Origin of the sequence: Nonomuraea sp. AD125B, assembly GCF_041402765.1 — a bacterium.
Classification (GTDB): Bacteria; Actinomycetota; Actinomycetes; order Streptosporangiales; family Streptosporangiaceae; genus Nonomuraea; species Nonomuraea bangladeshensis.
The window spans coordinates 741,592-762,888 of record NZ_JBGLOU010000001.1 but is presented as its reverse complement, the minus strand read 5'-3'; the positions used below and the strand labels follow the sequence as shown (position 1 = coordinate 762,888).

Annotated in this window: 19 protein-coding genes; 7 read left to right on the top strand and 12 right to left on the bottom strand. The window is 74.2% G+C overall.

Features of this window, described 5'->3' with window-relative positions:
* The 8 genes from ACBR40_RS03480 to ACBR40_RS03445 form a co-directional block, all read right to left on the bottom strand.
* Entirely contained in the window at positions 1-1,077 is a 1,077-nt protein-coding gene (locus ACBR40_RS03480; RefSeq protein ID WP_371247342.1) for an AAA family ATPase, read from the bottom strand.
* Positions 1,074-4,328, bottom strand: coding sequence for a DUF4132 domain-containing protein (locus ACBR40_RS03475; protein WP_371247341.1), 3,255 nt, complete (start codon positions 4,326-4,328; stop codon positions 1,074-1,076). The genes ACBR40_RS03480 and ACBR40_RS03475 overlap by 4 nt, the downstream gene beginning before the upstream one ends.
* A gap of 87 nt (positions 4,329-4,415) precedes the next feature.
* The gene (locus tag ACBR40_RS03470) at positions 4,416-5,081 is read right to left on the bottom strand and encodes an alpha/beta fold hydrolase (protein ID WP_371247340.1); all 666 of its coding nucleotides are present in this window, start codon (positions 5,079-5,081) and stop codon (positions 4,416-4,418) included.
* A gap of 44 nt (positions 5,082-5,125) precedes the next feature.
* Positions 5,126-5,722, bottom strand: coding sequence for a carboxymuconolactone decarboxylase family protein (locus ACBR40_RS03465; RefSeq protein ID WP_371247339.1), 597 nt, complete (start codon positions 5,720-5,722; stop codon positions 5,126-5,128).
* 85 nt (positions 5,723-5,807) lie between these two features.
* A complete protein-coding gene (locus ACBR40_RS03460; protein WP_371247338.1) occupies positions 5,808-6,329 on the bottom strand; it encodes an SRPBCC domain-containing protein in 522 nt (173 codons plus the stop codon).
* On the bottom strand, positions 6,326-6,628 hold the full coding sequence (locus ACBR40_RS03455; RefSeq protein WP_091085867.1) for a helix-turn-helix transcriptional regulator: 303 nt from the start codon (positions 6,626-6,628) through the stop codon (positions 6,326-6,328). The genes ACBR40_RS03460 and ACBR40_RS03455 overlap by 4 nt, the downstream gene beginning before the upstream one ends.
* 68 nt (positions 6,629-6,696) lie before the next feature.
* The gene (locus ACBR40_RS03450) at positions 6,697-8,196 is read right to left on the bottom strand and encodes a M28 family peptidase (protein ID WP_371247336.1); all 1,500 of its coding nucleotides are present in this window, start codon (positions 8,194-8,196) and stop codon (positions 6,697-6,699) included.
* Between the two features lie 155 nt (positions 8,197-8,351).
* On the bottom strand, positions 8,352-9,209 hold the full coding sequence (locus ACBR40_RS03445) for a family 16 glycosylhydrolase (RefSeq protein WP_371247334.1): 858 nt from the start codon (positions 9,207-9,209) through the stop codon (positions 8,352-8,354).
* Between the two features lie 121 nt (positions 9,210-9,330).
* Here ACBR40_RS03445 and ACBR40_RS03440 point away from each other — a divergent pair, with 121 nt between their 5' ends.
* Positions 9,331-9,849: a pyridoxamine 5'-phosphate oxidase family protein gene (locus ACBR40_RS03440; protein ID WP_371247332.1), complete on the top strand. Its 519-nt coding sequence runs from the start codon at positions 9,331-9,333 to the stop codon at positions 9,847-9,849.
* Here ACBR40_RS03440 and ACBR40_RS03435 read toward each other — a convergent pair.
* Complete coding sequence (locus ACBR40_RS03435) at positions 9,846-11,210, bottom strand: MFS transporter (protein WP_371247331.1); 1,365 nt, start codon at positions 11,208-11,210, stop codon at positions 9,846-9,848. The genes ACBR40_RS03440 and ACBR40_RS03435 overlap by 4 nt on opposite strands.
* Before the next feature lie 264 nt (positions 11,211-11,474).
* On the opposite strand from ACBR40_RS03435, the gene ACBR40_RS03430 reads away from it, so the two are divergent.
* On the top strand, positions 11,475-13,178 hold the full coding sequence (locus ACBR40_RS03430) for a SpoIIE family protein phosphatase (RefSeq protein WP_371247330.1): 1,704 nt from the start codon (positions 11,475-11,477) through the stop codon (positions 13,176-13,178).
* Between the two features lie 7 nt (positions 13,179-13,185).
* Here ACBR40_RS03430 and ACBR40_RS03425 read toward each other — a convergent pair whose 3' ends face one another.
* The gene (locus ACBR40_RS03425; protein WP_371247329.1) at positions 13,186-14,049 is read right to left on the bottom strand and encodes an aldo/keto reductase; all 864 of its coding nucleotides are present in this window, start codon (positions 14,047-14,049) and stop codon (positions 13,186-13,188) included.
* Between the two features lie 241 nt (positions 14,050-14,290).
* Here ACBR40_RS03425 and ACBR40_RS03420 point away from each other — a divergent pair, with 241 nt between their 5' ends.
* Positions 14,291-14,545, top strand: coding sequence for a hypothetical protein (locus ACBR40_RS03420; protein ID WP_371247328.1), 255 nt, complete (start codon positions 14,291-14,293; stop codon positions 14,543-14,545).
* 9 nt (positions 14,546-14,554) lie between these two features.
* Here ACBR40_RS03420 and ACBR40_RS03415 read toward each other — a convergent pair whose 3' ends face one another.
* A complete protein-coding gene (locus ACBR40_RS03415; protein ID WP_344216631.1) occupies positions 14,555-15,001 on the bottom strand; it encodes a DUF6789 family protein in 447 nt (148 codons plus the stop codon).
* A 198-nt stretch (positions 15,002-15,199) separates the two neighbouring features.
* Here ACBR40_RS03415 and ACBR40_RS03410 point away from each other — a divergent pair, with 198 nt between their 5' ends.
* From ACBR40_RS03410 to ACBR40_RS03395, 4 genes are all read left to right on the top strand, one after another.
* Positions 15,200-15,784 carry a hemerythrin domain-containing protein gene (locus ACBR40_RS03410; RefSeq protein ID WP_344216387.1) on the top strand — a complete coding sequence of 195 codons (585 nt, stop codon included), beginning with the start codon at positions 15,200-15,202 and terminating at the stop codon, positions 15,782-15,784.
* A gap of 106 nt (positions 15,785-15,890) precedes the next feature.
* On the top strand, positions 15,891-16,910 hold the full coding sequence (locus ACBR40_RS03405) for a LacI family DNA-binding transcriptional regulator (RefSeq protein WP_344216389.1): 1,020 nt from the start codon (positions 15,891-15,893) through the stop codon (positions 16,908-16,910).
* Between the two features lie 98 nt (positions 16,911-17,008).
* Positions 17,009-19,129, top strand: a complete 2,121-nt coding sequence (locus ACBR40_RS03400) for a SpoIIE family protein phosphatase (protein WP_371247327.1) — start codon at positions 17,009-17,011, stop codon at positions 19,127-19,129.
* A 30-nt stretch (positions 19,130-19,159) separates the two neighbouring features.
* Complete coding sequence (locus ACBR40_RS03395) at positions 19,160-19,900, top strand: MgtC/SapB family protein (protein WP_371247326.1); 741 nt, start codon at positions 19,160-19,162, stop codon at positions 19,898-19,900.
* A 35-nt stretch (positions 19,901-19,935) separates the two neighbouring features.
* Here the strand turns inward: ACBR40_RS03395 and ACBR40_RS03390 are convergent, their stop codons facing one another.
* The gene (locus ACBR40_RS03390; protein ID WP_371247325.1) at positions 19,936-21,249 is read right to left on the bottom strand and encodes an FAD-binding oxidoreductase; all 1,314 of its coding nucleotides are present in this window, start codon (positions 21,247-21,249) and stop codon (positions 19,936-19,938) included.
* Positions 21,250-21,297 lie beyond the last annotated feature (48 nt).

The following is a 21,297-nucleotide window of genomic DNA, read 5'->3' as shown; positions in this document are numbered from 1 at the left end:
TCAGCCCGGCAGGAGGTGACGGGCGTCGTACAGGGCCTTCCACTGGTCGCCGTGCCGCCGCCGCTCCAGGTAGCGCCGGAGTTTCGCGAGGTCCTCCTGGCTGTCCTTGGCGGCGGTGCCGGCCAGGCAGGCGACCAGGTCGGCGGCGGTGCCCGGCTCGCCGCGCAGGAACCAGCCGCGCAGCCCGACGGCGTGGGCGACCGAGACGGCCTCGGCGGTGCTCATCACGCCGGACAGCCGGTCGGTGACGTCGCCGCGCGCGTTGTGGCCCTCGCGCAGCTCGCGGAAGGTGGTGACGAGCACCTCCAGCACGTCGCGGCGCGGCGGCGCGGTGACGCCCGAGCGGCGCAGCAGCGCGGTGGCCTCGGACTCCACCAGCTGCAGCTCGGTGTCGAAGTCGGCGATGGGGAAGACGGTCTCGAAGGTGAAACGGCGCTTGAGCGCGGCGCTCATCTCGTTGACGCCGCGGTCGCGGGTGTTGGCGGTGGCGATGACGGTGAACCCCTCCTGGGCGAACACCATCGACTCGGGGCCGGTCAGCTCCGGTATGGCGAGCACCCGGTCCGACAGCGGCGACAGCAGGCAGTCCTGCACCTCCAGCGGGCAGCGGGTGATCTCCTCGAACCGCACCACCTTGCCCTCGGCCATGCCGCGCAGCAGCGGCGCGGCCACCAGCGACCGCGGGGACGGGCCCTCGGCGACCAGCAGCGCGTAGTTCCACGAGTATTTGATCTGGTCCTCGGTGGTGGCCGCGCCGCCCTGGACGGTGAGCGTGGAGGTGCCGCTCACGGCGGCGGCGAGCAGCTCCGACAGCAGCGACTTGGCGGTGCCCGGCTCCCCCACCAGCATCAGGCCGCGCTGGGTGGCGAGCGCGACCAGGGACCGGTCGATGAGCGAGGGGTCGCCCACGAACTTGCGGCTGACGCCCAGGGCGTCGTCGCCGAGGATGAAGCGCCGGGCGGCCCGCAGGCTGAGCGCCCAGCCGGGCGGCCGGTCGTCGGTGTCGTGCTCGCGCAGCCGGGCCAGCTCGTCGGCGTGGCGGACCTCGGCGGGGGGCCGCTGTGCGCGCTCGCTCATTTGGTGATCTCCTTCAGGTCGCGCAGGATCTCGGAGGCGGTGATCGGGTCGAGGCCGTCGAGGCTGACGTCCACGAGCGTCTGCGTCTCGTCCATGTCGATCCAGCCGATCGCGACGCCCGGGTCGAGGCTGACGGTGACGGTGCGGCCGCCGGGGACGTCCCGCTCGATCCAGCCCTGCCAGCCGGCGTCCTGGGGGTGGCCCCGCCGCCAGCCGCGCCGTTCCAGGCCGAGCACCGCGTGGGTGGGGATCTTGGCCGCGCGGATCTCGGCCAGCAGCGCCTCGTCGGCGGTGTAGGTCTCCCTGCCCAGTTGCGGGAACGGCTGCAGGATCTCGTAGTCGGCGAACACCTCCGCCCAGGCGGTCACCTCCTCCCCCAGCTCCAGCGGGTGCGCCACGCCGACGACGGCGTCGCCGGGCAGCGTCAGCGGGTCGTCGGCGGCGTCGGCGAAGGTGCGGTCCTCGGCCACGCGCAGGGCGCCGGCGAGCCGGCCGGAGGAGTCGTAGCGGCCCCACACGAGGCGGCGGACGATGTGCCAGAGCAGCGGATGCCCGACGAGCAGCCGTTCGAAGTCGGCGGCGCTCCAGCGGCGCCGGTCGGCCATGGCCCGCTCCAGACGGCGGATGGTGTCGGCGGCGACGGCGCGCACGTCCTTCTTCAGCCCGGCGAAGCGCCGGTGGGCGGCGGGCGCGAGCTCGGGGTCGTCGTTGACGCCCGGTTTGGGGAGGTTCTTCAGCCGTTTGCCCGCGGCGTCGGTGACGTACGGCTTGAGCTGCTCGTCGAAGCCGACGACGAACCGCCTGCGGCCGTAGTCGAGGGTGAGGCTGCCGTCGGCGGACAGCCCGAAGGAGGGCACCAGCCGGTCGGCCAGCTCCTGCGGCGTGAGGCCGAGCTCGGCGGCGACCTCGTCCATCTTCTGGCGGGCCCGCTTCTTCAGCCCGCCGAACTTGACCTTCTCCGCGATGCCGTGCAGGTGCATCAGCGCGACCTCGGAGCCGATGCCGGCCAGCAGGTCCAGGCCCGCGACGGCGCGCGCGTGCCCGTTCTCGCCGGGCCAGGCCCTGATCAGCGGAGCCAGCCGGCGTACGGTCTCGTCGTCGCCGATCAGCGCCTGCGCGTCCATGATCCAGCTCTCCTTGGACGGGTGGCCGGCCGCCTGCCAGCGCTGGAACAGCGCCCAGCCGAAGTCCGCGAGGCTGCGGGCGTCGCACGCCTCCCGCACCGCGTCGAGACCGGCGTACGGCTCGCCGGGCCGGGAGATCGCCAGCATGGTGGTGACGTGGCGGGCCGCCTCGGCGGGCAGGGCGCCGGCGTCGCCGCGGAGCTGGATCGGGCTGAGGACCGCGACGTCCGTCCATTCGGGCAGGACGGGCATCCTGGCGGGCAGCGCGTCGAGCGGGTCGGCCGCGAGCAGGTCGCCGATCGCGGCCTCGGCGGCGGGGCCGTAGCCGGCGGCGGCCCGGGTGACGGCGTCGTGATGGCCGGCCGTGACCAGGGCCGTGAGCGCCCGCTCGGCCTGCCGGCGGGCCGCGCCCGGCTTGCCGAGCGCGGCGGGGACGAGCGCCCTGGCGGCCGCGTCGGGGTGGCGGGACAGCCAGGCCAGCGCGGTGGCGCGGACGGACTTCAGCCGGGTCAGCCAGTCGGCCATGAGGAGGGCGATCTCCGGTGCGGCGAACGGGAGCAGCGACGGGCCGGCGCCGCTCGGGCTGTGCCGGGCGGTGTCCAGCAGCAGGGGCAGCGCCGCCAGCTCGAACCTGGCGGCCACCCCGGGCAGCCAGTCGGCCGTGCCCCAGTGCCAGTGGTCGCCAAGCCGCCAGGTGGAGATCAGCGGCGCGGCCAGCTCCTCGGGCCCGGCGATGAACAGCGCGACCACGTCGCTCCAGTCGTACCGCCCGCGGCCGTCGGCGATGTCCTTCCAGGTGCGGCCGTAGACCCGGCGCCAGTGGTCGGGCGGGGCGGCGAGCCAGGCGTCCCGCTCCCCCGGCCCCCACACCACGGAACGCTCGTCCGGGCAGGCCAGGCCGCTCACCACGACCGGCTTGCGCGTCGTGCGCGGACGGGTCCACGGCGGGCTGACCAGCACCTCGGGCAGGGCCTCCGGCGGCGCGACGGCGACGGCCGGGGCCGAGGCGATCTTGCCGATCCGCTGGGCGGCGGCCTGGCCGAGCGCCGGGACCACCTCGGGCACCAGGTCCCGGTGGGCGAGCACGTGGGCGCGCAGCAGCCCGTCCACGGCCTTGCCCTGGGCGGCGGCGAGCAGGCGCATCGCCCGGCGCGGGAAGCGGGCCGCCGCGTGCAGGAAGGCGGGCTGGGCGTGTCTGGCGTCGATGCGGTCGAGGATGGCCTGCATGGGGGCGTCGCCCGGCAGGTCGGCGAGCACGTCCAGCAGCCGGCGCTCGCTGTCGGCGTCGTAGTACTGGCCGAACCAGCCGATCAGCAGCGGCAGGGCGGCCGCCGGGCCCAGGCCGTCGACGAGCGTGGCGGGCGTGGTCAGGGAGTGCAGCACGTCGGAGCCGTGCACGTGGCCGGCGACGAGCGCGGCCTGCTCCGGCGTGCCGACCGCGGCGAGCATGCGGACGGAGAGCCGCGGGTTGACGCTGCTCACCTCGGCGCAGTCGGCCTCGACCCAGGCGGTCTCGGTGGGCGCCAGGAAGGAGGCGGCCACCCGGTGGTGCAGCCCGCCGTCACGGGATGCGGCCAGCGCCGCGACGGCCTCGGCGTACGTGGCGTCGGGCGCGGCCGCGAGGGCGGCGCGGACCCGCGCGGCGGCCTCGATCCGCTTCCAGGCGATCCAGTGGATGGGAGTGCTCGCGTCGTCCAGCCGCCGGACCAGCCAGCCGTGCTCGGTGGGCACCGGGTTCAGGCAGGCCTGCTCGGCCACGGCCGACGCCGCGAACGCCGGGCCCGGTCCCGCCAGCCAGGCGTCGGCGAGCAGCGGCTGCCAGGTCCGGTCCTCGTACGGCAGGGACGCGGACACCACCTCGGCCACCACCGCCGCGCCGAGAGGCGTGGCCGGGGACTCGCCCCCGACGCAGGCGAGGCCGGCCGCGCGCAGCTCGGGGTCGGGGCAGCGCGCCAGCGCGTCGAGGACCTGCTGACGGTGGCCGTCCAGTCTCGCGGCGAGCCGGTCGGGCGCGGTCGGGTCGAGCCGTCTCACCGCCACCTCGACGCCGCCCCGCCGGGGATGGAGCGCGCGCAGCCAGGCCGCCGGCCAGGTCAGCCGGTCCTCGTCGCCCTCGTGTGCGGTCATGCCGATACCTCCACGCCGTGCCGGTCTTCTTGATCGTCAGCGGTGAGTATGGCGGGACCGACCGACAAACCGGCGGCCGTCGTGGCGTCAGGGGGCGGCGGCGAGGATTCCCGCCAGGTAGGCGGCCAGTTCCGCCGGTCGCGACAGCATCACCATGTGGCCGCCGGGCATCTCGTCCGGGGTGACGCCGAGCCGTTCCCCGACGTGGCGGTGGACGAAGTCCGGGGTGAAGAGCCGGTCGTCGCGGCAGAGCAGGTATCGCGTCGGCACGTCCGGCCAGGCCGGCAGGGGCCAGGGCTCGGCGCACGCCCGGTCCATGTTCATGTGGGCGGCGAGCGCGCCGTCGTGGTCCAGCACCCGCCGGGCCAGGTCGCGGGGGACGTCGTGGAAGTAGAGCTCGTGCTCGTCGTCGATGTCGGACGGGGGCCGCCCGCTGCTTTCCCACCAGTCACCCGGCGGCTCGCCGGGAGCCGGGATCATGGCGGTCACCAGGACGAGCGCGGCGGCCGGCACGCGCGCGCAGACGAGCGGGCCGACGAAGCCGCCCCAGGAGTGGGCCACCACCACGAGCGGCCCGCGCCCGGCGACCGCCCGGACGACGGCGTCGGCATATTCCCAGAGTCCCGCTTCGGGGTCGGACGTCGGCAGGTCCACCGCGACCGTGTCATGGCCGCGGTCGCGCAACTCGGCCTCGACCAGATGCCAGTCATAGGCGCTTCCGCCGCCGCCGTGGATGAGCGCGTAAGTCGTCATGCCGGTGCAGACCGGCGGCGGCGCGGAAACTCATCGGACGGCCGCTACGGGGCGGTCTCGGCGGGCCGGCCGTAGGTGACGGAGCGGCGCACGGGTTCGGGCGCCGCCGCGCGCAGGGCGGCGTCGGGGCGGGCGCCGAGCGCGTCGTTCACCGTCGAGAACGCCAGCCGTAACGCGACGAACGCCGTCATCGCGAAGATCTGCCCGTCGCCGAACCCGGCCGCCCGCAGCTCCTCGACGTCCTCCGCGCGGGTGGCGTTGGGGTCGCGGGCCACCTTCCGCGCCCACGCGGCCATCGCGCGCTCGGGCTCCTCCAGCCCGGCGTCGTCGCCGCGCAGCAGCCCGCCCGCCGTCTCGGCCCCGGCGACCGCCGCCAGCCTGGTCCCCCAGGCCAGTGAGCAGTAGGAGTCACCGATCGTGGAGGCGCACGCGGTGACCAGCACGGCGCGTTGCCGCAGCGTCAGCCCGCCGGCCGCGGCGACCTCGCCGATCAGGCCGAATAGCTTCTCCTGCGCCTCCGGCTGGTGGGCCCACAGCCGGGACAGGTTCATCACGTATCCGTTGTCGGCCAGGTCCTCGTCGTAGAGCCGCTGGGCCGCCTCGCCGAGCTCGGGCTCGGGCTCGGGAAGGAAGTTGCTCATGCCACCGCCAGTGCGTGCCGCGTCGTGCCGGACACCTCGTCCGGCCCTTCAGCATGCCCGCTTCCCGCGCGCCGGCACAGGCCCACTATGCGCCGGCGTCTCCGTCCCCGCGCAGGGCGGCGGCGAAGCGGCGGCCCGGCTCGGGGTCGACGCCGAAGCGGGCGGCGTAACGCTCGTGCGTCTCCGCCCAGCCCTGGTGAGCCTCCTCCTCGGTGACGGCCCGGCCCGACAGGTACGGCTCCAGCCGCGACAGGTAGGCGTCCCACCCGCTGGCGGTCTGCGCCGCGAGGCCGAGGTCGTCGATGACGTGCACGAAGACCAGGCGGCAGCCGTCGCCCTCGGCGGTCAGGTCGAAGCTGTACGGCTGGCCGGCGTACGTCCAGGCCAGGCGGCGCGGCGGATCGACCTCGGTCACCTCGACGGTCGCGCCGCCGGCGTCGAAGGTCTCGCCGACCGCCGGCGTCCAGTCGACGGCCGCGGGGAACCAGGCCCGCAGCTCGTCCGGCACGCTGACGGCCCGCCACACGCGCTCGACCGGGAAGGCGAGCACGCGCTCGAAGCGCAGCGCCGGGCGGCCGCCGATGGTCTCCAGGGTGCCGTCGGTCATGGGTTGTCCTCCAGGTGTCGTTCCAGGGCGTCGAGACGCTGGGACCAGAGCATCCGGTAGGGCTCCAGCCACTCCGCGACCTCGGCGAGGGGTTCGGGGCGCAGCGAGTAGACGCGCTGCTTGCCGTGCGTGCGCACGGCGACGAGCCCGGCCTCGCGGAGCACCTTGAGGTGCTTGGACACGCCGGGCTGGCTGAGGTCGAGGTGTTCCACCAGCTCACCGGCGGGCCGCTCACCGGTGCGGAGCAGGTCGAGTATCCGCCTGCGGTGCGGCTCCGCCAAGGCTGCGTAGGCGCTCATGCCCTACATATTGCCAGATGGTTATATGAACGGCAATCCGGCGGGGGCCGCAGCCCCCGCCGGTCCCGCTACAGGAGGATCTTCACGTCGTCGACGCCCGCCTCCACCAGGCTCGCGGTCGAGGCGTCGGCCGCCTCGACGAGCACCCGTACGCTCTGGCCCGCGAACGCGGACACGTCGACCGTCGCGACCGCCCAGGCGCCGTCACGGTCGCCGGCCGCGCCGAGCTGCTGGAACACGGTGCTGGTCGTGCTTCCGACCACCTTGACCCGCAGGTAGTCGGCGCTGGAGGAGTTGCTGCCGTGCGCGAGGTACCAGGAGAACGACAGCTTCGGCGCCCCGGCCGGCAACGTGATCGGCGGCGACTGGATCGAGGTCAGGCCCCCGTCCACGTCGTGGTCGCCGGCCGACGCTCCGGCCAGCCGGCCGGTGACCAGGTCGTTGACGCCGCTGACCGTGGTGCCGAGCTGCTTGGCGCCGCTGGAGGTGGTGGCCTCGGGGTCTCCCCGCTCCCACAGGCCGCTCGTGGCGGTGCCGGCCACGGTCGTCCAGCCCCGGTCGGTCTCGAAGTCGTCCGACCAGACCACGGTGGGGGGCACGGCGGTGGCGATGGTCCAGACCGCGTACGCGATCGCGTCGGCGTTGCGGTCGAGCGCGGTGTCGCTGATGTTGGCCGTCGTGTCGCAGGAGCGGTGGTAGCACGGGTCGAAGGCCTGCCCCGCCGTGCCGCCCCACAGCTGCGCCTGGGCGCTGCTCTTGACGCCCTCCGCGCCGGTGAAGGTGCCGCCGGCCGGGATGCCCTGGGAGATGAACGGGCCGTAGTCCGAGCGGCCGTCGAAGTCGGTGCCGCGCGTGGGCACGCCGATCGAGGTGAAGTAGTCCTGCAGCACCCGTTCGAGCTCGGCGGAGCCGGCCGGGCCCGGGCCGGAGCCGACCCCGTCGGAGTTGTCGCCGTCGTAGATGAAGTAGCCGGCGTTGGGCGAGCCGACCATGTCGAAGTTGAGGTACCCCTTGATCTTGGCGCGTTCGGTCGCGGCCAGGTTGGTGACGTAGTACTGCGAGCCGCGCAGTCCCAGCTCCTCGGCGCCCCACCAGGCGAAGCGCAGGTGCTTGGCAGGCTGGAGCGCCTGCCGGGAGACCTCCAGCGCGGTCTCCAGGATCGCGGCGCTGCCGGAGCCGTTGTCGTTGATGCCGGGACCCGCCGTCACGCTGTCGAGGTGGGCGCCGATCATGAGGACGTCGTTCGCGTTGCCGCCGGGCCAGTCGGCGATCACGTTGTAGCCGGTGGCGCCGTTGTAGGTGAACGACTGCAGGGTGGTGGTGAACCCGGCCGCGTCGAGGCGGCCTTTGACGTAGTTGGCCGAGGCGAGGTAGCCGGGCCGGCCGTGGGCGCGGTTGCCGCCGTTGGCGGTGGCGATGCTCTGTAACTGGGTCAGGTGCGCTTTGACGCCGGCCAGCGGGATGTCGGGCACGGCGAGCGCCGCCGAGGCCGGCGCGGGCGCGACGGTGAGGGCGCCGGCCAAGGCCAGGGTCACGGTGGTGAGTGCGGCGAGCAGACGTGATCTCATGCCATTCCTTTTGGGTCTGACGGGACGCGACAATTCCCCCGCGATGGTGCTGTAAGGAACGTAATGGCACACAGGAAAGTCGCCTAGACCCGATCTCGTCCCGGCCCGGCGGCCCGGGCCGGGACGGTCGTCAGCTCACCGGACGGGCGCCGGCGTCACCAGGCGCGGGTGCGGCCGAACCACACGTTGCGCGCCCGGAAGTAGGAGTTGCCGGAGGGGCCCGGCTGCCGGCTCCAGAGCGCGTCGCCCGGCTCGATCCCGGAGGCCCAGGACCCCATCTGCAGGTTGATGATCAGGTACTGCGGTACGCCGGCCCAGCCCACGCCCCGGTGGGTCGCCTGCCACACGCCGTCGAAGTAGTAGTCGAGCAGGACGTCGTCGCCGTCCTTCTCCATCCAGAGCCGGTACTTGTGCCAGGCGTCGGGGTCGTGGCCGCTGAGCCGCGTGCGCTCGGCGGGGTCGTTCTCGCCGGCGTCCTTGGTCCAGGTGTTGAACAGGTTCGTGGAGTCGCCGACGTACTCGAGGATGTCGCTCTCCGGGGGCCAGTCCGGCGCGATCCCGGTGGTCCAGAAGGCGGGCCAGATGCCCTGGCCGGTCTGCGTACGGAACTCGCCCTCGATGTCGTACTCGGGGAACTGGTCGTTGACGACGATCTGCTCCTTGGCGTGGACGGCGCCGGAGTGGTACCAGAGCGGCGCGTGCGGCGGGCTCGCGCTCTGCCCGTCAGGCTGGGCGAGCCGGGTGGCCGTGAGGGTGAGCACACCGCCGGAGAGCGAGACCTTGCCGCTGAGCATCCTGGCGGCGCCGTTGTGGACGTCGCCCCAGGGATAGCCGTGGTTCCATTCCTGGGCGAAGGCCGTGGCGCCGGCGAAGGAGGACTTCTCGACGAGGTTCTCCCACGTCGCCGCCGCACGGGCTTCGGCCGGGACGAGCGACGGACCTAACAGGGCGCTCGCGGCCGCCGCCGAACCCATGGTGATGAGCCTGCGCCGGTTGATCGATTCCTCGGGCATGTGGTCCTTTCTGCCGGTACGGACGAAGATCACTACACCACATCCGCGATAACATGACAGCAGGTGTCGGGTTTCGGGGAGAAGGTTGATGCTTTCGTACGACACCGAACCAAGGACCTCGATGCACGAGACACCAGAAGAGCTGAAGCAGCTCCAGTCCCTCCTCGACGCTTCGCTCTCCCGCTCCACCACGCACCTCCGCTCGATCGTCTCCGAGCGCACGCTCGCCGCCGAGCAGCTCACCCAGGTCCTGACCGGCATGTGCACGCTCGCCCTGTCGACCGTGACGGCGAAGGGCGAGCCGCGGATCAGCGGCGCGGACGGGCACTTCCTGCACGGCAGGTGGCACTTCGGCACCTCGCGCGACGCCGCCAAGGCCCGCCACCTCGCCGCCCGTCCCGCCGCCAGCGTCGCGCACCTGCGCGGGGAGGACCTCGGTGTGTTCGCGCACGGCACGGTGGAGGTCCTCAATCCCCTGGACGGCGAGCCCCACCCGGACTGGCCGGAGCTGCTCGCGTACTTCAAGGACTTCTACGGCGCCGACGCCTTCGACTGGGAGAAGGACGTGGTCTACTACCGGCTGCGCCCGCACTGGATGACGGTGTACGCCCCCGACTTCGCCAAGCTGACGGCGTCCTAGCGTCCGGCGTCGTTCACCAGGACGCGCGCCAGGACGAAGGTGACGAGCCCGGCGATGACCACCGACAGCAGGCCGACGCGCAGGCTGACGAGGTCGGCGACGAACCCGACGAGCAGCGGCGACAGCAGGAACCCGCCGCGCAGCAGCCAGCTCACGACGGTCAGGCCGGTGCCGGGGGGCAGGCCGGGCAGCTCGTCGGCGGTGTGCATGGCGGCGGGCACGAGGGTGGCCGTGCCGAGCCCGGCGAGGACGAACCCGGCCAGCGCCGACGGGACGGACGGCACGGCCAGCGCGGCGCCCATCCCGGCGGCGGCCAGGAGGCCGCCCAGGCGGGTCACCGTCCGCTGGCCGAACCGGTCCACCACGCGGTCGCCGGACAGCCGGCCGATGGTCATGGCGGTCTGGAAGGCGACGACGGCGAGTCCGGCGGTGGCGGCGTCGGCGTGCAGGCCGGTCAGGTAGAGGGCGCCCCAGGACGCGCCGGCGTCCTCGACGAGCGCGCCGCACGCGGCCAGCAGGCCGAGCGCGGCGAGCATCCACACGGCGGGCCGCGCGAGCGACCGCCGCCCGGCCGCAGCCACCGGATCGCCGTCGTCGACGGCGGCCGGGCGACCGTGGGCGGTGGCCGGGTGGCCGTCGGCGGCGGGCGGGTGGCCGTCGCCGGCGGGCGGGTGGCCGTCGCCGGCGGGCGGGGCGGCGGCGCGCTCGGCGTCCTCCCCGCCAGGCAGCAGGAACCGGTGGGCGACGACGGCGACGACGCTGATCAGCGCGGCCGAGATCCCGAGATGCACCGCCAGGGGCAGGCGGAGCCCGGCGGCGGCCGAGCCCATCAGGCCGCCGAGCACCGCGCCGATGCTCCACACCCCGTGCAGCGAGTTGAGTATGGAACGCTGGTAGAGCCGCTGCACCCGCAGGCCGTGCGCGTTCTGCGCGACGTCCACGACCGCGTCGAGCGCGCCCACGACGAACAGCACGCCGCCGAAGACGATCCAGTTCGGCGCGAACGGGATCGCCAGGATCGCGAGCGTGGTGACGACGGTCCCGAACACCGCCACACGGGCCGAGCCGAACCTGCGCACGAACACCCCGGCGAGCAGCCCGGCCAGCAGCGCGCCGATCGGGAAGCCGGCCACCGCGCCGCCGAAGACCGCGTTGCTCACGCCGAGGTCGGCCTTGATCTGCGGGTAGCGCGGGACGACGTTGAAGAACACGGCGCCGTTGGTGAGGAACAGCGCCGCGACGGCGGCACGGGCCTGGCGCGCCTGGCGACCGGGCGCGGAGGGAGGGGCGGCAGCGGGCATCGGCTCTCCGATCACGGCGACGGGGGCGGGCGGGCGGCGGTCCGGCGCGGGAACCAGCACGGATTCAACACCCGGATTCAGCACCCGGAATCAGCAGGGTGAGCGGCGGGTCCGCTCGGGCTTCTTCAGGGTCGGAGACGCGTCCACGGGTCGTCCGTGGGGGCGTGGGACCGATTTCCCTCAGGCATCATGTGTACGAGCGTACTGATCCGTGCTCGATCGTCCCTTCCGGACCCGGCGATCACTGCGGGAGTGTGCGTCAGACGGCCGAGGATGATAGGCAAGCCCTCGGACCGGAGGCCGCGGAGGAAAGGGAGTGCTCCCATGGAAGCGCCCGACGGCGACGAGCGGCTGTGCCGGACGGCAGCGGACTGGCGGCCTCACGAGCTGCGTGAGCTTCGCCAGGCCGGCACCTACCTGGTGGACGACCGCGGCCGGATCATCGAGGTCAGCGCCCAGGCGCAGCGCCTGCTCGGGCGTACGGCCGACGAGCTGCTCGGCAGGGACGCCCACGACCTGCTGCATCGCGGCCGGCACGGCGAGAGCCTGCCCCGCAGCCGGTGCACGATGCGGCAGCCCCTTCTCGCCGGGGGCAGCGGCCAGGGGGAGCTGGAGTGGTTCGAGCGCGGGGACGGCACGCTGCTGCCGGTGTCCTGGCTGCTCACCCCGTGCGAGGTCGGCGCGGGACGCACCGGCTCGCTGGTCATCTTCTACCGGACCGAGACGGCCGTCCCCGCCCCGCCGGGGCCGGAGGGCGCGTCGGCCTCGATGTCGGAGCTCGACCGGCTGGCCCTGCTCGCGGAGACGACCACGACCCTCACCTCCAGCCTGGAGGTGGAGGAGACGCTGCGCCAGCTCGTCCGGCTCACGGTGCCGCTGCTGGCCGACTGGGCGGTGGTCGACCTGCTCACCGAGGACCACGGCGTGTCGCGTGCCGTGGTGGCGCACCACGAGAACGGCGTCGTGATCCACCGGGAGGACCTCCAGGGGCCGATGCCGCCGGTGCCGGAGGAGTCGCCGATGCCGCTGTCGCGGGCGCTGCGCGGCGTCACCGCGACGCTGGTCGGCCCCGAGACCTACCAAGGGACGCCCGACTCGCGCATCGCGGTCGCGCAGCGCAAGCTGTTCCGTGCCACCGGCATGCACTCGGCGTGCATCGCGCCCATCCGCGGGGTGCGCGAGGTGGTGGGGGCGCTGACCCTCGGGCGGGCCGACCAGCCGGGCGCCTTCACCACGGCCGACCTGCTGCTGGTGGAGGACATCGCCCGCCGCGCCGGGCTGGCCCTGGACAACGCCCGCCTGTACGAGCGGCAGCGCCGGGTGGCCGAGACCATGCAGCGCCACCTGCTGCCGCAGCTGCCGGTCGTGCCTGGCGTGCAGATGACCGCCCGTTACGTGCCCGCGCCTCATGCCTCGCAGGTCGGCGGCGACTGGTACGACGCCTTCCACCTGCCGGGCGGCGGCACCGCGCTGGTGATCGGCGACGTGGTCGGCCACGACCTCGACGCGGCCGCCGGCATGGCGCAGATCTGCAACATGTTGCGCGCCTACGCCGGAGCCCAGCGGGAGCTGCCCAGCACGATCCTGGACCGGCTGGACCGGGCGGTGATGCGGATGGCTCAGGTCACGATGGCCACCGTCGTCCTCGCCCACCTGGAGCACACCGACGACGGGCGCTGGCTGGTGCGCTGGGCCAACGCCGGCCATCCCCCGCCGCTCCTCGTCGAGGACGACGGGCGGACCCGTCTGCTGGAGGCGGGGCACGGTCCGCTGCTCGGCACCGGGCTGCGGCCCACGCGCGCCGACGCCGAGATCGAGCTGCCGCCGGGCTCGGCCCTGCTGTTCTACACCGACGGGCTGGTCGAGTCCCGTACGCACAGCCTCGACGAGGGCTTCGGCCGGCTGCGCGGGCGGGCCGCCGACCTGGCCCGCCAGCCGCTGGACGCCCTCTGCGACCTGCTGCTGGAGGGCGTGCGGCCGAAGGACAACGACGACGACGTGGCCATGTTGGCGCTGCGCGTCCCCTGATCGGGGGCTACGCGACGACCGAGGTCAGCTCGGCGACGTCGTCCTCGCTGAGCTGGAGGCCCGCGGCGGCGACGTTCTGCTCCAGGTGCTCGACGGACGACGTGCCGGGGATGGGCAGCATGACGGGCGAGCGGCGGAGCAGCCACGCGAGCGCGAGCTGCGACGGCGTCGCCGACAGCCGGGCGGCGAGGTCCGCGAGCGGCCCGCCCGGCTTCGCCAGGCTGCCCGTGGCCAGCGGGAACCAGGGGATGAAGGCGATCTGGTGGCGTTCGCAGTGGTCGAGCACGTCCTCGGCGGAGCGGTTGGCCAGGTTGTACAGGTTCTGGACCGAGGCGATCGGGGCGACGGCCTGAGCCTGCTCGATCTGCTGGACGCTGACCTCCGACAGGCCGATGTGCGCGATCTTCCCTTCGTCCTTGAGTGCTTTCAGCTCGCCGACCTGGTCCTCGATCGGCACGTCGGGGTCGACGCGGTGCAGCTGGAACAGCGCGATTCGCTCGACGCCGAGGACGCGCAGGCTCATCTCGCACTGCTGGCGCAGGTAGGCCGGCCTGCCGACGGGTGTCCACTGGTCCGGGCCCTGCCGGGTGAGCCCGGCCTTGGTCGCGATGACGATGTCCTCGTCGTACGGGGCGAGGGCGCGGCGCAGCAGCGGCTCGGCGACCAGCGGGCCGTAGGAGTCGGCGGTGTCGAAGAGGGTCACGCCGAGCTCCGCCGCCCGGCGCAGGACCCGTACGGCGTTGTCCTCGTCGTCCGGCGGCCCCCACACGCCGCGGCCGGTGAGCTGCATCGTGCCGTAGCCGAGGCGATTGACGCCGAGGACGCCGTCGATCTCGAAGCGCCCGGAGGCGTCGGCCGTCACAGTGGTCATTCGCGGGATCCTCTCCTCCGGCAAGGCCGCGTGCCGGGATCACCGACCCCGTCACGCCACGGGCTCCGCTGCCCCGCCCGGCGCCCCGCAAGCGGACTTGAGGTTCTTTTGACCCGATGCCCTGCCTGCTGGAGGGCGGTCGCGTCGTGGTCGTCACGGGTACCGCCGCTCGAGAGGGTTCGGCCCTCCGCCGCCGGGCAGGTGCGCAGGCGTCGGCGCCGGCACGCGGAGGGGAAGAGCCATGAGCGAGCCCGATCACGGCATCGCCGATCTGAACGGCGACCAGGCGGCCGTCTTCCAGGCCGTCTCCTATCTGGAGAGCGGCCCCGCCGGGCCGGGCGACCTGGAGCAGATCGCCCGGCGGTCGGGGCTCGACCGGGAACGCGCCTCGCGCGCCCTGGACGAGCTCATGGGCCCGCTCGGCCTGGTCACCGCCGTCGAGGACCCGAACAGCGCCTCGGGGCACGCGGTCTACCGCGTCCAGTCCCTGGGCTGACGGCGCCGGTCAGGACGGCTCCGAGTCGCCGGTGCGGGCGTTGAGCCGGTTGAGCGCGAGAGCCAGCGTGGTGCCGTACACCAGGTGTCCCGCGATCATGACCGCCCGGCGGCCGGGGCGGTCCCTGCCGGCCGGCGGCAGGATGCCGAGCCGCGGGATCCAGCCCTGGTAGCTGGAGAACCAGATCGCCAGCGCGTAGCCGGCGCCGAGCGGCGCGGGGGTGTGCCGTCCCCGGGTCAGCAGCCCGTACAGGGAGCCGGCGGTGATGCCGAAACCGAAGTGGGCGAGCGCCCCCGCGACCCCCTCCCCCGGCTTGACCCGGTGCCGGTGACCGGGCAGCATCGCCCGGACGATGCGTTTGGGCGGCTGGTCCGGCATGAGCCCCATGCGGCTCCCGGCGAGCATGACCAGACTCATCGTGGCGGTGGCGGCCGTCCCGCCCAGAGCGCCTTTCATCACGTTGCGCAGCATGCAGAGCGGTTGCCCGCCAGATCACGCCGGTAACGCCCCCGGCCCGACCTTCCGCCGCCGCGGTCAGTCCGTTGCGCTGCGGGCCACCCCGGGGACAGGTCACCGTTCACCGCGAGTTGGTAATGCCCCGCGTGGCGGCCGGGTGCAGGGGTAGGCACGCTGCGTGACCGAGAGAGGACGATCATGACAGCACAGCAGACCGCGCCGGAGAAGATGGCCGAGGCGGACGTCATCGAGTTGCTGCAGGCGCAGCACGGCATGATCAGGAACTTGTTCGACGAGGTCGAGCAGGCGTCCGCGGACCGGCGGGCGGAGGCGTTCACCCGGCTCGTGCGGCTGCTGGCCGTGCACGAGACGGCCGAGGAGGAGATCGTCCACCCACGCGCGCGGCACGCGTTCGAGGGCGGCGACGGCATCGTGGACGACCGCCTGGCCGAGGAGCACGAGGCCAAGGAGCTGCTGCAGCGCATGGACCGGGCAGGGGCGGACGCGCCCGACTTCATGAAGAACCTGCTCATGCTGCGCGCCGCGGTGGAGGCGCACGCGCGCGCCGAGGAGCGCTACGAGTTCACCAAGCTGTACGCCCACACCACCAAGGCCGAGCGGCGCGTGATGGCCGCGGGCGTGAAGGCGGCCGAGGCCATGGCCCCCACGCACCCGCACCCCGGTGTGGAGTCGGCGAAGAAGAACATCCTCATGGGCACTCCGGCCGCCATGATGGACCGGGTCCGCGACGTCATCCGCCAGGCGATGGGGAAGAACCCCTGATCCGGCGGTGACCGCCGAGCGGCGCGGTTCCGCCGCGCCGGCACTACCCGGCGAACCGGACACCGACCACGGCCGCCCGCCGCGCCCTCGTGGCTAAACTGCGGTCATGACCGCAGAGTCGACCCCCCTCACCCTCGCGCAGCTCGCCGAGCTGGCGGGGGTCTCGACCGCCACGGTCTCCAAGGTCGTCAACGGCCGCGCCGAGGTCTCGCCGGAGACGCGGGCCGCCGTCGAGGCCCTGATCAGGCGGCACGGCTACCGCAGGCAGCGCCGGCGGCCCGCGCCGGCCGCCGTGGTCGAGGTGGTCTTCCACGCGCTGGAGGGCGACTACCCGGTCGAGATCATCAAGGGCGTCGAGGAGGTGGCGCGCGAGCACCAGCTCACGGTGTCGGTGTCGCAGCTGCACCGCTCCGACCCCGCGGAGCAGGACTGGCTGGAGGGCGTGCTACGCCGCCGTACGACCGGGGTGGGCGTGATCGCGGTGTTCTCCAGCCTCGACGAGACGCAGCGGGAGCGGCTCGCCCGGCGCGAGATCCCCCTCGTCCTGCTGGACCCGGCCGACGACCCCGGCAGGGGGATCCCGTCGGTGAGCGCGGGCAACTGGAACGGCGGGCTGGCGGCCACCCGCCACCTGCTGGAGCTGGGGCACCGCAGGATCGGCGTCATCACGGGCCCCGGCTACGCGCTGCCCGGCCGGGCCCGGCTGGACGGCTACCGCACGGCCCTGGACATGGCGGGCGTGCCCGCCGACCCCGATCTCGTCGCCTGCGGCAGCTTCCTCATCGAGGGCGGCCTCGCGGCGGCGCAGCGGCTGCTGCGGCTGCCCGATCCGCCGACGGCCATCTTCGCCACGAACGACGGCCAGGCGATCGGCGTCTACCACGCGGCCCACCGGCTCGGCCTGCGCATCCCCGACGACCTGAGCGTGGTCGGCTTCGACGACCTGCCGTCCGTACGCTGGACCCTTCCGCCGCTCACCACGATCCGACAGCCGCTCACGGCCATGGCCGCGGCGGCCACCACCATGCTGCTGGCGCTCGCGCACGGCGAGCCGCTGCCGCAGAGCCGGATCGAGCTCGCCACCGAGCTGGTCGTCCGCGAGAGCACCGCCGCTCCCCGCAGGTGACGCCCGCGGGCGGGCCCTGAGCGGGCCTGGGGCGGTCTTGACGAGCCGGATACCCGGCCGCCCGTAGGCTGGCCCTATGACGTGCAGCCGGACCAGCCATGGTGCGGCCGGGTGACAGCGGTTCGATCCCGGGCGCGGCGATCGCGTCGTCCCGCCTGGACGACCTGCTGATCGAGGCCGTGTTCAGCGTCGGGGCCCACCTGGGCGCCGTCTATGTCCTGGATCCCGGCGACGGGCTGCTGAACATGGAGGCCTCGGTCGGGGTGCCGGTCGCCACGGCCAAGGCGTGGGCGCGGCTGCGGACGAGCGACCCCGCGCCCGTCGCGCTCGCCGTACGCGAGCGGCGGCTGCTCTGGCTCGGCGACCGGGTGGCCCTGGCGCGTGCCTTCCCCGCGGCGGCGCTGGCGCTGCCCTACCACTTCGGCCTCGCCGCCGTCCCGCTGTGCGCCGACGGGGCCGCCTGGGGCGCTCTGATCCTGGGCTGGCCGACCGGCGGCGAGAGCGAGCTCCCCCGGCGCCTGCGCGACGTGATCGACGACGTCGGCGCGCGGATGGGTCAGCTGCTCCAGCAGGCGCACGCGCGCGGCCAGCCGGTCGCCCCGCATCCGCAGCCCCGGGTGCTGGACCCGGTCCGGGCGCACCCACCCGGCCCGTACGCCGGGCTGACCGCGATCAGCTGCCTCAGCAGCCTGCCGGAGGGCTACTGCCATCTGGACGGGCACGGCCAGGTGACGCTCGTGACGGCGGCGGCGGCCGAGCTGCTCGCCTGCCGGCCGTCGGAGATGCTCGGCAGGCGCTTCTGCAAGGCGCTGCCCTGGCTGGACGACCCCGTCCACGAGGACGGCTACCGCTCGGCGATCATCAGCCACCGGCCCACGGCGTTCACCGCCCGCAGACCTGACGGGCGGTTGCTGTCGTTCCACTGCTATCCCAGCCTGCCCGGCGTCACGCTGCGGATCACGCCCGCCGACGACCACGGGCCCGTCGCCGAGGACGCCGGCGACCGGACCGGCGTGACCGGCCTGCACGACCTCCTGCAGCTCGCCACCGCCCTCGCCAGGGCGACCACCGCGCAGGACGTGGTCGCCCTGGTGGCCGACCGGGTCCTGCCGGCCTGCGAGGCGCAGGCGATGGCCATCCTCACCTGGGACAGCGGCCGGATGCGGGTGGTGGCCGCGCGCGGCTACGGCCCGGAGGACCTGGAGTCGTTCAACGGGCGCCCGGTCGGCCTCGTGGCGCAGGGCGACGAGGCGGCCCCGGCGTTCTACGGCAGCGAGGACGAGCTCCGCGCGGCCCATCCCGAGGCGGGGCCCACCGGCGGCATGAACGCCTGGACGATGCTGCCCCTCGTGGCGCTGGGCCGCTCGATCGGCATGTGCCTGCTGGCGTGGGACCGCCCGCACGAGTTCGGCGCGGAGGAACGGGCCATGCTGAGCGCGATCGGCGGGCTGGTCACCCAGGCGTTCGAGCGGGCCTGGCTGTACGACCACAAGCACCAGCTCGCCCAGTCCCTCCAGTCGAGCCTGCTGCCGAAGGACCTGCCCGCGTTCCCCGGCCTGGAGGTGGCCGCCCGCTACGTCCCGCTGACGCCGGGCATGGACATCGGCGGCGACTTCTACGACCTGATCCGGCTCGACGACTGCCTGGCCGGGGCGGTCATCGGCGACGTCCAGGGCCACGACATGACCGCCGCCGCGCTGATGGGCCAGGCCCGCACCGCCATCCGCGCCCACGCCGCGGCCGGCACGAGCCCGGGAGAGGTGCTCGCGCGCACCAACCGGCTGCTCACCGCGCAGACCCCCGAACGTTTCACGAGCTGCCTGTACGTCGCCTTCGACCTGCGCCGCCGCGTCGCCCTCCTGGCCAGCGCCGGGCACCTGCCACCGGTGCTCGGCCTGCCCTGCGGCTCCGCCGAGATCATCGACCCCGCCTCCGGCCTGCTGCTCGGCATCGACCCGGACGCCGAGTACGCCACCACGACCGTGAACGTGCCGCCCGGGGCGACCCTCGCCCTCTACACCGACGGCCTGGTGGAGGTGCCCGGCGGCGACCTGAACGACGGCATCTCCGCCCTGGCCGCCCGGTTCGCGCCCGCCCCCGGCCACTCGCTGGACGACCTGGCGGACGACCTCATCGCGGCGGCCGGCGAGGAGGAGCGGCGTACGGACGACAGCGCCCTGCTGCTCCTGCGCAGCGCCGCCCCTCCTGACGGGGTGTGAGCGGGGCCGGTCGCGGGGAGACCTGCCCGGATGGGAATGGTCGGCATGGGGGCGGCCGGCGCCGCGGAATGGTTCGCCGGGCAGGGCTGGATCCAGCTGGGTGAGCTGGCCCTGGCCCTGCTGCTGTCCGCGCTGATCGGGCTGGAGCGTGAATCCCGGCAGAAGAGCGCCGGGCTGCGTACGCACACGCTGGTCGGCTTCGCCTCGGCGCTGATCGTGATCGTGTCCAAGCACGGCTTCTCCGACGTCCTCGGCGAACACGTCACGCTGGACCCCTCGCGGGTGGCCGCCCAGATCGTGTCCGGGATCGGCTTCATCGGCGGCGGCCTGATCTTCGTCCGGCGTGACGCGGTGCGGGGTCTCACCACGGCCGCGGTGGTCTGGCTGACCTGCGCGGTGGGCATGGCCGCCGGCTCCGGCCTGTGGCTGCTGGCCGTCGTGGTGACCGCCGGTCACTTCCTCGTGGCGTTCGGCTTCCCGCCGCTGGAGGCCCGGCTGGCGCGCTCGCGCTACAGCCAGGCGCGGCTGCGCGTGACGTACCTGGACCGCCGGGGGGCGCTGCGGCAGGTGCTGTCCCTGTGCACGGAGCGGGGGTTCGTCATCGCGGAGCTGAGCATGGAACGCCACCGCGAGGGCCATGACCCGCACGTCATCTCGATCTGGCTGGTCGTGCAGGGCTCGGGCGCGATCGGCCCGCTCATCGCGGAGCTGGCGGAGGTCGAGGGCGTCCTCGCGGTGTCGAGCGCCGAGATCGAGGGGACGGCCGTCTGACCCCTCCGTCCTGAGGGGCCGGACGACCGGTCCGGCTACCCCAGGACGGGGTAGTTCGCGCGCAGCACGCCGTGCGGGTCGCGGGCACGCTTGATCTCCCTCAGCCGGTCGAGCGTCGCCGCGGGGAAGGCCTGCTCGGCCCGCTCGCCGACGCCCAGCATCGTGTACGGCTTGCGCCCGCTGACCACCCCGCCCAGCTCCTCGGCGAGCGCGGCCTGCCGGGCGCCGACCGCCGCCGCCTGCGCGGGCTCGGCCGCCGGCCCGAACATGTAGACCAGGTACGGCTCCGTGACCGGCCCGCTCGGCCCCACGCCGGGACGGTCCGCGGCCAGCGCGCCGCCGAGGTGCCTCACCTGCAGCCCGAACATCGGCTCGACCGGCTCCTCCGCCAGCACCTTGGCGGTCACCTCGTCCACGGCGGTGAGCAGTTCGGTGCGCCCGCGGCCGGGCGAGGGGTCCGTGGGGTCGCCGGCGATGTCGCCCAGGTCGGCCACCGCGACCTGACCCCGGTCGTCCACGGCCAGGTCGCCGATCCGGCCGAGGCGGGCCAGCAGCGCCCGGCCCTCGGCCTCGTCGCCGAGGAAGGCGACGTCGATCCCGACCATGGACGGGGCCTGCGGGAGCCGTACCCGGCCGAACCAGGCGGTCAGCTCGTCCGGCGCTTCGGCGGTGAGCTCCAGGAAGGCGTCGAACACCTCGCGGGCGCGGTGGCCCTGCCACATCATGCGGCCGCAGTACAGGGCGGGCGCCGGGTACAGGTCGAACTCGACGGCCGTGACCAGCGCGAAGTCGCCGCCGCCGCCGCGCAGCGCCCAGAACAGGTCGGGGTCGGAGTCCGCGGTGACCCTGGCCTGCTCGCCGTCGGCGGTGACCACGTCGAAGGCGCGCACGCTGTCGGCGGCGAAACCGTGCCGGCGGCCGAACCAGCTCAGGCCGCCGCCGAGGGTGTAGCCGGTCACGCTGACCACGGGGCTGCTCCCGGCCAGGCCGGTGAGGCCGTGCGGGCCGGCCGCCGCCAGCACCTTGCCCCATTTCGCGCCCGCACCGACGCGGGCGGTGCGCGCCTCCGGATCCACGCCGACCTCGTCCAGCGCGCCGGTGCGCAGCAGGATCACGCCGTCGGCGGCGCCGGAGGCGCCGTGTCCGCTCGGCTGGGCGGCCACGGCGATCCCCTCGCGGCGCGCGTACGCGACGGTCGCGGCCACGTCGGCGGCCCCCGCCGCCTCGACCACGGCCGCCACCCGCTGCTCCACCGACAGGTTCCACGGCCTGGACGCCTGCTCGAACCCGTCGTCACCGGGCAGCAGCACCCGGCCCTCGGCGACCGCGCGCAACTCGGTGTGCGTCATTTCCCATCACTCCTTCAGCTCGCCCCCGTGCGGAGGACACCCTTTTGA